The organism is Sulfidibacter corallicola (assembly GCF_017498545.1).
Lineage (GTDB): Bacteria > Acidobacteriota > Holophagae > Acanthopleuribacterales > Acanthopleuribacteraceae > Sulfidibacter > Sulfidibacter corallicola.
This window is the reverse complement of sequence record NZ_CP071793.1, coordinates 7073634-7088260: the sequence shown is the minus strand read 5'-3', so window position 1 is coordinate 7088260 and position 14627 is coordinate 7073634. Positions and strand designations below refer to the sequence as shown.

Here is a 14627-nt window from a genome sequence, read left to right as displayed (position 1 = left end):
GTTGCTCTGGTCGACGATTTCTTCGCCAATGAGGAAGTTTCAATTGAATTGCAGCGCTCGGGGAACTCATGGAAGGTCTCCCGGATAGAACCCACTTCAACGAGATTTCAGCCGCGACACAAACCAACCCGGGCTTCGCCCCCTCTCAAAAACGACCTTGCAGAAGTTGCCCAACGAGCCCTTGACAAGGTGATTTTGGGGGAAAGGTACAGCCTCCAAAGTTTTGGTGTAGGCACTCTGCGCCTAGAAGGCCAGAGCGAAACGATTGTGTCCCTCCGGTGGCGGGCCGTGAATTCAGGGAAAGGATTGGATAAAGTGAAGCTCCTGGACGTCACTGATCGACATCAGGAGGAGCACCGTGGATCAGCATAAGGAAGAGCCTCACCTGGCTCGGCTCGCCAAGACACAGAATGCCTTCACCCAATGGCGATTGAACAAAAAACATGCGAGGGAACCCATCCCCGAATCGCTTTGGCAGCTCGCTTGTGAACTTTTAGATCACTTTCGTCCTTGGCGTGTTGCCAGCGCTCTCAAACGCAACATGACCGATCTGAAACGGCGTGCCGTGGAGGCTGGGATGGTGCTCGATTCGACCGAATCGGGTGACCTTAGCAAACCGGAAACCGAAATAGAGGGCCCCACCCAATCGTCCCAACCCGGGCCCCAATTTGTGGAACTCAAAATGCCGGCGGACCAAGAACACGACTTGATGAACTCCGACGGGGTCGCAGCAAGGGACTGGCGATTGGTTTGGAGCCGGCCCGACGGAATGCGGCTGGAGATCCACACGCCCGGCTTGAGTATGGAACACCTTCAGGCCATCGCCACCTCGTTCGTGGGAGGGTGACATGCTGCAAATCGTGCCCCAAATGCGCATCTTCGCCGCCTGTCAGCCAGTGGACTTTCGACGTGGCATCGATGGGTTGGCCGCCGAGTGCCGACGCCTGCTGAATCTCGATCCGTTCAGTGGTGCCGTGTTTCTCTTTCGTAACCGAACCCTTTCGGCCTTGAAAATTTTGGTGTATGACGGCACCGGATTCTGGCTGTGCTACAAGCGTCTATCGCGTGGGAAACTGAAATGGTGGCCGGTTGAAGGTGGCGGGCAGGTTTCGGCGCGCGATCTCCAGGTGTTGCTCTACCACGGCGATCCCCGGTCGGCCGGCTATGCGCCGGAATGGCGCCGAGTTCAGCAACCGAGCGTTTCGAACTGAGCGGCGGGCAGGCGCCAGGGGAGCCAGTCCTCGGGTGCCGTGGCGACGGCATCGCGGTTCTCGACCAAAGCGGTCATGTACGAGATGGGATCGCGGCCGACGGCGACACAGGAACCGGCGAGGGTCATGAGCGTCCCGGCCCGATAGGCACTGACTTCGTTGTGGTAGAACAGGGAGTTTTTGCGAATGAGGACGGCACACTTGAGTGCCCGCTCGACGGCGTTGGAATCCAGCGGCACATCGGGGACATTCAGGAAACGCGTAAGCGACTCCTTGCGCTTGAGGATGTAGATCGCAGCCTTACCCAAGCCACTGGCAGGCTCCACCCTCCGCTCCGACAGGAGCGTTGTCAGGTAGGCGAACAGGGTGTTCATCGGGGCCGTGCTGTAGGCCTGATGGTGGTGCAGGCGTGCCTGATCGTCCATGCCTTGAACGCGAGCCTCTTCCTCGACACGGTACACCTCGGCGATCCATGCGAGGATCTTGCGGCAGGGGCCCGGGAAGTGGTCGACGACGTCTTCGATCTGGCCTCGCGCGTGTTGGAGGCAATAGGTGACGAGCGTGTCGCACGGGTGGGCGGTGTTGACGGCCGCCGCGTCGCTCATTTGGATCGGCCTCGGCAAATCGGCGGGGCGCAGTGCCAGGAGATCTTCCAGGTTTTCACCGGCGTGAAGCGTGCCGACGCGGTAGATATGGAGGTCCCGTTCTCGAGTACGGGCGATGATGCCGGTGACATGGGCGCCGTAGCGTTCCTGGTCGGGATGTTTCTTGTGGTCGCGAATCACGGTCTGGATTCGGGCCGAGGTGTCGTCGATGATAAAGAGATCGGCTTTGGCGGCCTCGGCGTAGAGTGCGTGGAAGACGGGTTCGGCAGCCGCGGCACAATCGGCGATCAGATCGGACTGGGTGGCATCGGGAAGCGGAATGCCGTGCTCGCGCTGTAGTTTTTCGAGGCGGTAGGCGGGAAAGCCGTACCAATGACGGAGCATGGCGACGGTCGCTTTGACGGAGGCCGCGTAGGTTTCGCGCTGCGCGTCATCGGGCCAGGTTGGGGCGAAGACCGCGCCGCACTTGCTGCAAGCCAGCGGAAAGCCGCGATAGACGGTGCCGGTGATGGGCGCGCTGCCGTTGAGGCGCAACCGCATCAGCGGGCGGCTGGGCTTGTGTTGGTGAAGCCGGCCCTTCCTCTCACCCACGCACTCCGGGCAGGGATCGCCGGGGGTCAGACCGTCGGGGGTGATGTCAGCCTGGCGACAGCCCCTAAAATCCTTCGCGGCATGTTTGCCGTGCCCCTTGGGCGCCGGTTTTTTGGGGCGTTTCGGACGGCTTTGCGCCTGACCCTTTCCCTGATCCGGCGAGAGATCGGCGCCTGTCTCCGCTTCCTGGCCGAGCAAGAAGGCCTTGAGCGCTTTCAGCGTGAGCCCTTGCTGCACCAGCAGGTCTTTGAGCGCCAGCCAGTCGAGCGTGCACGCGTACATCAGGAGACATTCGGCTTCACCGAGTTCCAGACCCGCTTCGACTTTGTCGCGGAGCGCGGTGATCCGTGCCGTCCGCTCGGGTCCCACCAGCGGGCCTGTCATCAAACGTCTCCGCGCAACAACGCGCGGCACTTTCGATGCAGCGGGCACACCCAAATCGCACGGACTGGTTCTGGTCTGCGTCCCTCGCGATCCATCCGGCCGCGGCCTTTGGTCATCCCCAGGTATCTCCAGTTGGCTGCGCGATAGCAGGTTCCGGTGAATCGTTGCGTGTCGACGAAAGTTTCCAGCAGCAGGGGGCGTTGGTGGAAGGCCTGTTCCCAATCGTCGGGGAGCTGTTTGGTTACCAGGCTCAGGACGTGACTGGCGAGGCTTTTGACCTCGACCCAAGGCAGAAGCAAGAAGCGCGAGTTCTGGACGATCCGCTGAAGCCTCGCTTTACGGGACTCCGGGGTCCATCCAATCCACCGATCTCGTTCTTCGAGGGCCCAGGCCGGTGAAGAAAATTGAAGGCATCCCAACACGCGGGGCTCCGCTTCGGCGGTTTGAATGACATAACGAAGGCAGGCCCCAAAGGGCGTCTTGAACCCAAGGTAGTGATAGCGATCCATGAGCTCCTTCCAAAGCGCTCGATCCTTGGGGGTTGTGACATGGCGCAGGACCACGCCTCCCAACTCATTGAGCTTGCATTGGATGGGTGTCTGGGCATCGCCACGGTCGCTGCGCCCGGCTTTAGCCCGCGCGCCTTTCGGCTTCCCCTGGCGGGGTTTGGGCAGGCGAATGATCCCGGCGGCCTCGAGCTGTTCGAGGAATTGACGACATTCCACGCCTTTCAGTCGACCGCTGGGTCGTTTCCAATCAAGCAACTCACAGAGCGTTTCGGCCAATTCCGTTCGGCTAATCCCCCAGAATTCCTCGGCCATCTCCTTGATCAGATCGAGTTCCTCTGGCGAGACGGGATTGCCACAAAATCGAAATGGTGTCGCAGTTTCCATGGCTGACCTCCCAGCATGAGGTTAGCCACGATCGGTGCAAATGTCCAGGATTTTTTTAGGATCGGTTCCCTTCACCGGAGGGACACAAACGATTTACAACTCAGAACAGGACATACTTGAATTCACTGGGGTTCAATATATCGAAATTCCTAACTCGTTCGGTTTAAGCTCATTAAGGCTCAGCACTTCCGATGAGCGCGATTTCATCTACTCGAGGTTCGAGGATTTGACACCTGAGCTCTTGGTGTTCACCCTTCTTGACGATGAAGGGCACTTTTACTTTATCGTCGGTGAGAAAATTGCTCAACGTACTACCGGATAACCTCTCCGGAGCCCATACACATATGTCGTTCGGGCCCTCCGCAAAAAGTGTCCGAGAAAAAGCCAATTTGGTGAACCTTTTGACTGTGTGCAGGATCCTTTTCCTTAACGCCCAGAGGAGAAGAGGACCGAAGGTAGATGGCGCTTCCACGGATGCCTACTCAATGAGGTGGCTCCCGTCTTCGCTGGGCCCTCGCGACAGGGATAGTTCCAGCCTGAGATTTCACGCTATGGTACATTCAGACGGGCGAAAACTACTCCTCTGTTTTCGCTGACAAATTTAAAGGGCATGATCTATGAAAACCATTTTTTCTTTTTGCCTCCTTGCAACATCCTTGTCTTTTCTCGCTGATCCTCCTCATCAATTTGAGGACACCACCATCGGTTTGAAAATTTCTAAGCCGGCTTCTTGGCGATTCACTTCGAGTGAAGAACATCTGGAGAACCTCGGGAAGCTGAAAAAGATCGATGAAGGTTTTAAAGATAAGCTCCTCAAATACTCCACCACACCCCTAGTTGCCATGAATAAATATGAGGAAACCTTCGACGATCTGAACCCACACCTAAAGATTTTTATCAAACCTCTGGGTGAGCTCAAGGGACAAGATCCGAAGGAGATTGTTCGAGGAAACCTGGCCGAACTCGAAAAGGTTTTTAAAGATTATGAGGTAGTTCAAAAACCTACCGACATCGTCATCTCCAACCTAAATGGCGCCTACGCGCGCATTACTTATACGGCTGGATCACAAGACGGGCAATCCTTTCCCGCCTGTTCCGAATTCTGGTTCGTGCCAAGAGGGAACCATTACTTTTTGATAAGCGCGGGTACTCCCAAAGATGATACAACTGGGATACGCCTAGAGATTCGAGACATTTTGGACACACTGGTGATCGAACCGCACCCTTAGACGATCACCAATCGACGCGAGCAGAACCTTTTTCGTGAACTCCTCTGGCGATGTCAGTATCATCCTCCCATGACCTGCGCAACGACAGCCTCGTCGTCGACAGCCTCCTTGCTCGTGAAGTGGTCTCTCCAGATGAACCTAGTCGCCACCTGCAGGATCCTTTTCGTAAACTTGGGTGTCCACCGGGTGGACAGAGACAAAAACTCACGCGACGCGCGCGCGTCACCATCACTTTCGCACTCGAACATTCCTCCCTCCTGCGGCGAGATGAAACCGGACCGCGAACAACGAGGCCGCCTCGTCCACGCTGCCTCTCCGCAGGAGGCGGGCTGGTCAATCAGATACCCAGCCCCGATTGGTTTTCGTCAGAAAGGCTCTTCAAATTTTGGAATAGAAGCTCTGCATCTGCAGGCCTGGGTAATCCTGAAACTTGCGCATCGCCTAGCTCAACAATCAACCAAGATCCCGATTCCGTTTTGGCTACATCCATGGTGAAGAACTGGCTTTTGACCTGACTTGCGATCTGATTGAAGCGATCCAATGGAACCTCTTCATGATCTGTCTTCATTTCCGGCCAATATGGCTTTGTCAACACCGCATGCCCTTCAAAGAAAAAGATTCGATACTCCAATCCTAGCGGCATGCCGCTACGCGGATGTGTGCCAATTTGGAGTAATGGCACATATCGACGACATACCAGCCCACCCTCCAAGCATTGGTCCTGCAATTCTCGAAAGCGTGCAATAACTGATTTGGCCTGTGTGAGGTTCGAAGCATCGGGAATGAAGCAGGCTTCATTCCAATAGTGTTTCTGAGATTTGACGTAGTCCTTGATAACCACAGCGCTCCCCTCGAATCGAGCAAGAGCCTTTGCAATCGACTCATCGGAGAGCTGATTTGAGGGAATCCACACCGTCTCAGGCGTGTGGTCCTTGATTATTTCGTAGGATTCCGGCAGATAGTGACAATGGCGATAGGATTCGGGTGAATTGATCAGTTGAAGACCACGGTCCTGCAAGGCCGCATACAATCGCTCGTATTCATGTGGCGTCAACATCCAACTTCGGCACAGCCCTTTCCGCGGCACCTCGGCCTTGGGAATACAACGTACAGCTCGAACAGGCGAACCGTTACAAATTTCATCGTGATCAAAAGGGAATACGGAAAACCCATGCGATCTGGCACAATTTGCTTCTTCGCAAAAGGCTTCATCTATCCCTTTCATTTCAAAGGGATCAAGGTTGTAGAGTATTAACACTGTCACGCCTCTCTTGGGGAGTATTTACTGGAAAGGGCCTCTGATGAACCCCAGGTTCACCAGGAAAAACCATTTCGTCTAGTTGGACAAAAGTCAAGATGGGAATGGTGGGATTCGAACCCACAACATCACGGTTTTGAGCCGTGTACCTCTGCCAGTTGGGCTACATCCCCGAATCGCGTGGGTGGGATTCGAACCCACAACAACCAGATTCTCGGTCTGGCACCTCTTCCATTTGGATTACCACGCGGTGAGCGATGAGAATGGCGGGAATCGAACCCGCAACACACGAATTTTAAGCTCGCTGCCTCTGCCGATTGGGCCACATTCTCAAGTGGGAGTGGTAGGATTCGAACCTACAACGTTTCTGAATATCACGGGTCTACAGCCCGGTGCCTTCGCCCTCGGGATACACTCCCTGAAGTGAAATGGTGGGGATGGTGGGATTCGAACCCACAACATCGCGATTCTGAGTCGCGTACCTCTTCCAATTGGGCTACATCCCCAAGCGATGACCGAAAAACGCTGACTTCCCAACCACCCGATCACGATTGCCTGAGTCTGCTTCTGTTCTTATGAATTCCTGTGCAGGGGATGTATGCAGATACATACAACCAGCCAGCGATCTCGTAAGTAGAATGCGGCATTCACGACCAACGAATAGAATTGACACCGTTCGTCGACTCGCTCCCCCCCTCAAAAGGGGTTGAGTTCTTTTGTGCGGGATTGGGGAGCTTATCCCAATCGTAGAATTAGGTAGGCACAATACAAATAAAGGAGAAGGGCAGTGGTCTCATAGGGACGTTCTGCCGAAAAGACATTCGATGGTATCGAATGGATATTCATGATGATCTCCTTGAAAATGGTCCGAAAAAGATAAGCACTACCTGATGGAGCGCAGCAAGGGTTCAGTGAATCTACCAAAAGCTATGCGCTAAACGAAAGGGATAGCAAAGCGAATTCCAAAAACTGAATCAAGCCGTAGCACGAGCCCGAAAAACAAGATAAACTTTTTTCTTCCAGGTCATTACCGCCCAAAACACCTCGCCACCTTGATGCAAAGTGTTTTTCATTTCAAGATTTTTTCTTGCCCCAGCCTAGAAATTTCTCGTTCAATCTAGACGAAAACATCACGGTGTCCATAAAAACGACTCGTACCTCGTGAACCCGACAGCCAGGTGTTCACTCACTTGTTCAACTGCGCGATGACGCTCTCGCCCTCCACGATCGCAAGCGCCACCTGTTCCACGGCATCCTCGTCGTCGATGTTTGACGCCCTCGCTCGACCTTTGAGGTGTCCGAACGTTTGGACACCTCAAAGGGCCCCTAATGGTGAACTCTCAGAACGATGCCAACATCGTCCAGGGTCACTATTTGCACCACGACGCCCGCGTCCTCAGCGGTTGTAGCCTCATCTCAGAGTTAATCCTCTCGCTGCCGATCCGGCATATGCACAATACAGGGTGCATACTGTTGCCCCTTCGAATCATTCATCCAACTCGGACGTTACCTGGTGGACGATGCCCCCGTCCTTCACCCTTGAGGCCCGAGTTAGGCAGGTTGACTTGGTCGCCACCTGCAGAATCCTTTTCCTGAACATCGGGAGGGAAAATAGCGTCGCACGTGCGATACCGACAGTTGATCTGTCCTTTCCCAAACGGCTCAACACGTGAACAATTTGGTATCGGTTCCTTCTTTTTTCTGCACAGCCGCGAAGTTGGCCCATGGTGAACGAGGAATTACCTAGCCCAAGAGAAAAGCTGCACCTCAGTTATGGTTTTGGCAGGTGAGGGCATTTTTGTAAGTCTCGTGTTTGGTCTCGCGAAGTCCCTGAGATAAAGATGACAAACAAAGCAAATTACGGAAATTACACAAGTCACTCAGGATATTGTCATCAAATTTAAGCAACTTGATACAAACAACTTGTGTAACACACCCTATTGAATGTATGAAACAGGTTAACCGGCTCAGATCGCTCTTCGAAGCGATCCACGCTTCGCTAGATCGAGGGGAAAAAGAGCGAAGCGGATAAGTCGGTCCTCGAGATCTCTCGATGTTCGATTTCGATCTTTGCTCAGTCGCTTCGATTGGTTGAGCAGGCTGCTCAACCTACAGGCCTTACGCCCCTCTCGCGATGGGGGGATTTTGGACTTGGCGACTTCGAATCGGGGTGTGAGGGAGATTTCGGGCTTCGCTCTTTGGTGTAACTCACTGTAGTTGCTTGGTTTGCTTCGATTGGTTGAGCAGGCTGCTCAACCTACAGGCCTGGCACCCCTCTCGTGATGCGGGGGCTTTGGGCTTGGCGATTTCGGGTTGGGTTCGCCAGGGAGATTTCGGGCTTCGCTCTTTGGTGTAACTCACTGTAGTTGCTTGGCTTGCTTCGAAGTGTCGGCCCAGCGGGCCAACCTACAGGCTCGGCAGCTCTCTTTGCTTGCGGGCACTCCAGGATATTGCGCTTCGAGGGAGAGGTGGGGCGTTTTGCGGGTGCGCGCCATATCCGACGGCTCAGGACATGGAGGGGACGTGGTCTTCCAGGCGGCGTCCGGGCTCGCCCGGATCCACCGCGTTGTCGATGCTCAGGAGCGCCAGACGCACCATCGCGCCCTTGCCGGGTCCGTCGCTGTGAATGGTGATCTCGCCACCCATTTCGCGCATCACGTTGGCGCAGTAGTGCAATCCGAACCCGCTGCCGCGCTCCTTGGTGGTGAAGCCCTGGTGGAACACCTCGCGGATGACCTCGCCCGGAATGCCGATCCCGTTATCCTGGATTTCCAACATCACCCCGGGCCCGTAACCGACGGATATGGTCCGCAACACCAGCAACCGCTTGTGGGGGTTGATCTCCATGGCGTCGACCGCGTTGTTGAACAGGTTCACCAACACCCGCACCAACTTGGATTTCTGGACCTTGATGAACGGAATCTCGCCGTACTCGCGCGCCACCTGAATCTGTTTGGAATCCAGCAACAGGCGCTCGAGCTTGATCACTTCCTCCAAGGCTTCGTGGAGATCGACCACCTCGCTCAGGGCCTCCATGCCGACGTAGTCCTGCTGCGCGCGGACCACGCCGTTGAGCGCCGCGATGTATTCCTCCAGTTTCTGGATCTCGTTTTCCAGTTGGTCGCGGGTGCGCACGATGCCGCTCCCCACCTTGAGGAAGGCCTCGGGAACCTGTCGCCCCTTGGGATCCTCCTGCATGAAGGCCTCCAGATCATCCTGGCGGCTCTCCAGCAGGCGAACCAACCGGTGGAACACCTCGAAGCTGCGTGAATCGAGCCGAGAGCGAATCATGCCCGCACAGGTGTTCAGGCTGTTGAGCGTGTTGCCCACGTTGTGCAACACGTTGGAGGCGATCTCGGCCATGCCCGCGTGGTGCGCCGCTTCCAACAACATCTGCTGGGTTTCCTTGAGGTGCAGCGCCGAATGGGTCGCCTCGCGGAACAGTTTGGCCTTGGCGATCGCGGTGATGGCGTGCTCGCGGTATCGACCCAGGCGCCGGAGATCGGCGTTCTTGAAGGCGTCGCGGTGTTGGAAATTCTCGAAAATCAGCAAGTCCTCGATGTTTTCGCGGGCCGTCACGGTCATGACCAGCATGGTTTTGGGTAGGGACAGGGCCAGGAGCTTGGGCGGCACCGGTAGACGATCCACGTCCCGGATCAGGAAAATTCCCGTCTCCAAGGCTTCCTTGCCCTCGGTGTAGCGCTCCAGGGCCTCTTCCCGCGAAAACACGATGTGCCGCAGCGATTCGATCTCGTAGCCGACCGCGGCGGTGAAGTGAAAGGTCTGGTTCTGGTGGTTGAAGATCAATACGGCGCCGCGCTCGGCGTTGGCCACCAGCTTCATGCCCTGCACCAGAAGCGCCTGCAGCAACCGCTCCTCGGTGACCTCCCGATTGATCGCGTGCACGATTTCGTCGAGCGTGACCATCTCCCGGTTCTTCTCGCCGAGCTTGCGGTTCATCTGCTCCAGCTCGCGGGTGCGGTCGGCGATGGTCGCCGCCAGCTTGGCCTTGCGCTGTTTGAGTGCGCGAATGCGCAACAGCGGGATGCCGGTCGCCGTGAACAGCCCCAGAAAGAGGTAGATCCCGTAGGCCCACCAGGTCTGCCAAACCGGCGGCACGATGGTGATTTTCAGCCGAAGCCCTTCCTCGTTCCAAATTTGGTCGTTGTTGCTGCCGCGCACCTGCAAAACATAACTGCCCGAGTCGAGGTTGGTGTAGGTGACCTGATGGACGGTGCCCATGTCGACCCATTCGTTTTGAAATCCGGTCAGGCGCAACTCGTAGCGGTTCTTCTCGGGGTTGGTGAAATCGAGTGCGGAAAACTCCAGGGTGAACATGTTGTCGGCGTGGCGCAGGTCCAGCTTCCGCATTTCCGGGATGGGCGTTTCCAGGCGCGTGTCCCTGTTGAATTTCTTGAAGCCCGTCAACACCACCGGGGGCACGTGGGGATTATCGCGTACTTCGCTCGGTGTAAACAGGTTGAATCCGTTCCTGCCGCCGAAGTACAGATCGCCGTTCCGGTCCTTGAAGGCCGCGTTGCGATTGAAATTGTTGTCCTGCAGACCGTCGAACACGTCGTAGGTGCGGAACTGCTCGGTTTCCGGATCGAAGCGGACCAGCCCGTTGCTGGTGGAAATCCACAACCGCCCCTTCTCGTCGGTCAGCATCGCCATGATCATGTTGGAAGGCAGGCCCTGGTTGGTGTAGTAGGCCGAGGCGCGCCCGGTCTCCGGGTCGAACCGATTCAAACCCGCGGCGGAACCGACCCAAAAGCGGCCCGCATCGTCGTAGGTCAGGCAGAAAATCTGGTCGTCGGAAAGAGCTGCCGGGTCGCCGGCCACATGGCGATAGCGGGCCAGCGATTTTTGGGAAAAATCCAACCGCATCAACCCCTGGTTGGTGGCCAGCCAGAGTTCGTCGCGATCGCGCACATCTTCGAGCGCAAAAATGCGGACATCGCGGAAGCGCACGCCGAAGAAGGGGTCGTTGTGGATGTTGACGAAGTCCTTGGTTTCGGGCCGGAAGAGATTCAGTCCGTCCTCGGTCCCCACCCACAAGCGACCCCGAGGATCGAAGTGGATGCCGCGCACGCGATTGTGGCTCAGGCTGGAGAGGTTGTCGGGATCGTTGACGAACACCTCGGTGATGCCCTTGTCCGGTTCCAGCACTTGCAGGCCGTCGGAATAGGTCCCCAGCCAAAGCCGGCCGGCTTCGTCTTCGCGGATGTTGCGCACCACGTTGTCGCCCATGCCGGAGTGCATCACGATGGGATAGACGATGGCCCGACCGGTCTCCCGATCGTAATGGTTCAGGCCACCGCCGAAGGTGCCGATCCACAACCGCTGTTGGGAATCCACGTGAATCGCACCGACCTCGTTGGTGCTGAGGCTGTTGGTGTTCCGGGGATCGCGTTGATAGAGCTTGAACTTGCGCGGCTTCAGATCGGTTTTGTTCAGCCCGTTCAAGGTACCGACCCAGAGGTTGCCGGCGCGGTCTTCCAAAATGGTTTCCACGATCGAATGACTGAGCGAGGTCGGGTCGGTGGGGTCGTGATCGAACTGTTGCGATTCGCCGGAATCCGGTTCCAAGCTCCACAAACCCTCGCCCACGGTCCCGATCCAGATGCGCCCGGTGCGATCCTCGAAGAGCGCGCGAACGTGATAGGGGTCCTTGCCCGATTCGGTATCGGCGACGAAAAAAAACCGCTCGAAATCGTCGGTCTCGGGACGGTAGCGATTGAGCCCGTTCAAGGTACCGACCCACAGGGTGCCGTCACGGGATCGCAGCAACATCTTGATGCGGTTGTGGCTCAGGCTGTGGGCGTCGCCCTCTCGAAAGGTGTAGACCTGGCGCACCTTGCCCGTCTTGCAGTCGAAGCGGACCAGGCCCTGGTCGGTGGCGATCCACAGCCAGTCGTCGCCACCCTGGCGGATGCTCCAGATGCGGTTGTCGGGCAGGTGGTCGGCTGTGCCGTCGGCGAGCGGATAGTGAATGAAGCGCCCACTCGCGGGATCGAACCGATCGATGCCCTTGCTGTAGGTCCCGACCCACAACCGATGCCGATCGTCGAGAAACAGGCTCTGGATGCGGTTCTCGGCCAACAGGTCGGGATCGCTGGGCCGGTTTTGGTAGGTCGTGAAGGTTTCGTCGGCGGGGTCGAACAAATTGAGGCCACCGCCCCAGGTCCCGATCCAAATCCGACCGTCACGGGTCTCCAACATGCGGCCGGTCGAGCTGGCGGAGAGCGAATTGGCATCCAGCGGATCGTGTTTGAACACGGTGAACTTGTAGCCGTCGTAGCGATTGAGGCCACCGGTGGTGGTGACGTAGAGAAAACCGCGACGATCCTGCAACAGGCCGTAAACGGTATTGCTGGCGAGCCCCTGGCGAACGGAGAAGCGTTCGAACTTGCGGTGTTGAAGCGGGCCTTCGGCCATCGTGGGTGCAACCGCGGCCACCCCGAACAACAGGAGCGGGATCAAATGACGAAAAAGGGAAAGCGCAACGCGTGACATGGGAAGAGGGGCTCGTAAGGGAAGGTTGAGGGCGCTGCGACTCATTCTACACCGACCTGCGCATCTGTCACGCCTTAGCGGACCGGAGAGGACCGGTCGTGGGCGACGTGGCGACCCGCTCGCGGCGCTGTGGCCGGACGTCCCCGAGCGGGACGGTGGAGGTGAGGGGCCGCCACCCCATCAGCGCACGCCCGATCGGGCATCGCCGCTGACGATCTGCCAGGCGATGTCCTCGAAGACCGCACGCAGGTCCTCGGGGACGGTCAACCAGTCCGGCTCACCGTAGGGCCCGTCGAACTCGCGCTTCATCTGAGAGGGGCAGCGTTTGTAGAGGGTCGCATAGTGAACCATGGCGATGAAGTAATTACCCAGGCGGGTCATGTGAATGTCGTCGAAAAAGATGGTGCCGCGAATTTCGCTGATGCCGGGCACCTGACCGGCTTCGATGCGGCGCCGCAGTTCGGCGAGGGCCGGTCCGGCGGGCACGATGTAGACGGTCTTGCCGGGATGGGCGGTCTCGACGGCATCGGCGATCTGCTCCCAGTACATGCGCCACTGGTTCAGCTCGCCGTACCAGTCGTCGACGATGATTTCCGGCCAGGTCTGGTAGACGTACAGTTGCGCATCCGCGTTGCCTTCCAGGATCTTGCCGTAGAAGAGCGGGGCGTACTGAACGGAATCGGTGATGTGGTTGGTGATGGGCAGGCCTTCGGTGAGGACCAGGGTATCGTAGTTGCCGCTGGGCAGTTCCACTTCGAAATTGGCGCCCTGGGCGTCGGCGGCGTGGGTCCAGGTCCACTTGAGCGGGGCACCGTTGATGAAGGCGTATTCCTGGGTGTGCTGTTGGCCGTCGGCCAGGGCCATGCCGTCGAGCATCCAGGGCATTTCGAAGCCCACCAGGCTGTGCCCGAGCAGGAACACGCCTTTGCGCAGGGAGCTCTCGGGGTTGCAGGCGCTGACGGTCGTGTCGGAGGGCGTCACCGGCAGGGCGCTGTTCTCCCAGAGGAAGGTGGACTCGTGATTGCCGCGCAGGGCGACAAACGCCAGGCGTTGGGCGCTGGACACCTCGAAAAACGCTTCGTCGAGGTTGGGGTAGGTATTGGGAACCACGAAAAGCCCCTTGGCGTTGGGCGCCAGGCTCGGGATGATGGTCTCGCTGCGAAGCGCCGCGCCGTTGGCGTTGAACTGGGTGAGCACCACATCGGCGGCACTGTCTCCGGTGTTGATGACGGCCAACCCGTCCCAGGTCACGTCGAGGTTGCCGGGAAAGAAACGCCAACCGGTGGAGGCTTCTCCGGTGGCCTGCACGTGGGCGCGCCCGAAGGAACCTTCGATGCGGCTGTAGGAGGCACCCACTTCCAACGTGTCGGAAGGCGTGAACTCGATGTGGCTGACCTGATCGGAGCCGAAGAAGGTCGACGCGGTCTCGAACACCGTGACCCCCCCGCCGATCAATCCCTCGACGTGGTCGATCAACGCGCCGTCGGTGGCGTAGGCGGTCAGGCGGTAATTTTGGGCTTGGTCGCCGAGGTTGGTGAGGATGAGTTCGGTGCCGAAGCCACCGGTGGCGCTGGTGACGTGGGGAATTCGTGAAACCTGGGCGAACGTCGCGGGCAGGCAGAGAAAAAACAGCGACCACAGGCCGAACCGGCGAACGGCGCGAAGGGCGGTGCGGTGGAAAAGCTCGACGAGATGCGCGGTCGATCCCATCGATGGTTTTGGATTGTTGATCATGAAGGCACTCCTAAACATTCGGAAAACGGTCGGCTTTGCACGGCAAACATAAGGTCGGGTATTGCATTTCCAAGCAAAACCGACACCGATGCAGGGTCGCCGTATCGCATGGCCGGCACCCGAAACGGGCCGTCCGAGAAGCCGCGCTCCCCGAAGCGGGCGGCATCGGTTCGCGTGCGAACCGTCCCATCGCCCGCCTACGAGCC

The 14627-nt window shown here is 57.8% G+C and carries 8 protein-coding genes and 5 tRNA genes; 3 read left to right on the top strand and 10 right to left on the bottom strand.

Annotated elements, in window-relative coordinates; all coding sequences use genetic code 11:
• Positions 1-358 precede the first annotated feature (358 nt).
• Both J3U87_RS22045 and tnpB read left to right on the top strand, forming a co-directional pair.
• Positions 359-847, top strand: a complete 489-nt coding sequence (locus J3U87_RS22045) for a hypothetical protein (RefSeq protein WP_237377934.1) — start codon at positions 359-361, stop codon at positions 845-847.
• 1 nt (position 848) lies between these two features.
• Positions 849-1211 carry an IS66 family insertion sequence element accessory protein TnpB gene (gene tnpB / locus J3U87_RS22040; RefSeq protein ID WP_237377933.1) on the top strand — a complete coding sequence of 121 codons (363 nt, stop codon included), beginning with the start codon at positions 849-851 and terminating at the stop codon, positions 1209-1211.
• Here the strand turns inward: tnpB and J3U87_RS22035 are convergent.
• Positions 1187-2791 (bottom strand): IS66 family transposase, encoded by a 1605-nt coding sequence (locus tag J3U87_RS22035; RefSeq protein WP_237377932.1) that lies wholly within the window; start codon positions 2789-2791, stop codon positions 1187-1189. The two genes, tnpB and J3U87_RS22035, sit on opposite strands and share 25 nt — an antisense overlap.
• Complete coding sequence (locus J3U87_RS22030) at positions 2791-3684, bottom strand: DUF4338 domain-containing protein (RefSeq protein WP_237377931.1); 894 nt, start codon at positions 3682-3684, stop codon at positions 2791-2793. Before J3U87_RS22030 ends, J3U87_RS22035 begins: the two co-directional genes overlap by 1 nt.
• 617 nt (positions 3685-4301) lie before the next feature.
• Between J3U87_RS22030 and J3U87_RS22025 the strand changes: the two genes are divergently transcribed.
• Positions 4302-4913 carry a hypothetical protein gene (locus J3U87_RS22025; RefSeq protein ID WP_237377930.1) on the top strand — a complete coding sequence of 204 codons (612 nt, stop codon included), beginning with the start codon at positions 4302-4304 and terminating at the stop codon, positions 4911-4913.
• A gap of 337 nt (positions 4914-5250) precedes the next feature.
• On the opposite strand, the gene J3U87_RS22020 is transcribed toward J3U87_RS22025, so the two are convergent.
• The 8 genes from J3U87_RS22020 to J3U87_RS21985 all read right to left on the bottom strand — a co-directional run bounded on the left by J3U87_RS22020 (position 5251) and on the right by J3U87_RS21985 (position 14421).
• Positions 5251-6171: an ATP-grasp domain-containing protein gene (locus tag J3U87_RS22020; RefSeq protein ID WP_237377929.1), complete on the bottom strand. Its 921-nt coding sequence runs from the start codon at positions 6169-6171 to the stop codon at positions 5251-5253.
• A 99-nt stretch (positions 6172-6270) separates the two neighbouring features.
• Positions 6271-6344: transfer RNA gene (locus J3U87_RS22015), tRNA-Leu, on the bottom strand.
• 3 nt (positions 6345-6347) lie between these two features.
• Positions 6348-6421: transfer RNA gene (locus J3U87_RS22010), tRNA-Leu, on the bottom strand.
• Between the two features lie 8 nt (positions 6422-6429).
• Positions 6430-6503: transfer RNA gene (locus J3U87_RS22005), tRNA-Leu, on the bottom strand.
• A gap of 3 nt (positions 6504-6506) precedes the next feature.
• Positions 6507-6590, bottom strand: a tRNA-Tyr gene (locus tag J3U87_RS22000).
• Positions 6591-6600: 10 nt separating this feature from the next.
• Positions 6601-6677, bottom strand: a tRNA-Leu gene (locus J3U87_RS21995).
• Positions 6678-8676: 1999 nt separating this feature from the next.
• Entirely contained in the window at positions 8677-12687 is a 4011-nt protein-coding gene (locus J3U87_RS21990) for a sensor histidine kinase (protein ID WP_237377928.1), read from the bottom strand.
• 180 nt (positions 12688-12867) lie between these two features.
• Positions 12868-14421 (bottom strand): hypothetical protein, encoded by a 1554-nt coding sequence (locus tag J3U87_RS21985; RefSeq protein WP_237377927.1) that lies wholly within the window; start codon positions 14419-14421, stop codon positions 12868-12870.
• Between the last annotated feature and the right edge of the window lie 206 nt (positions 14422-14627).

What these genes read in the sequence shown, in the direction of transcription:
- J3U87_RS21990 (WP_237377928.1), bottom strand. Translation starts at nt 12,687, where the DNA reads ATGTCACGCGTTGCGCTTTCCCTTTTTCGTCATTTGATCCCGCTCCTG.
- J3U87_RS22025 (WP_237377930.1), top strand. Translation starts at nt 4,302, where the DNA reads ATGAAAACCATTTTTTCTTTTTGCCTCCTTGCAACATCCTTGTCTTTT.
- J3U87_RS22035 (WP_237377932.1), bottom strand. Translation starts at nt 2,791, where the DNA reads ATGACAGGCCCGCTGGTGGGACCCGAGCGGACGGCACGGATCACCGCG.
- J3U87_RS21985 (WP_237377927.1), bottom strand. Translation starts at nt 14,421, where the DNA reads ATGATCAACAATCCAAAACCATCGATGGGATCGACCGCGCATCTCGTC.
- tnpB (WP_237377933.1), top strand. Translation starts at nt 849, where the DNA reads ATGCTGCAAATCGTGCCCCAAATGCGCATCTTCGCCGCCTGTCAGCCA.
- J3U87_RS22030 (WP_237377931.1), bottom strand. Translation starts at nt 3,684, where the DNA reads ATGGAAACTGCGACACCATTTCGATTTTGTGGCAATCCCGTCTCGCCA.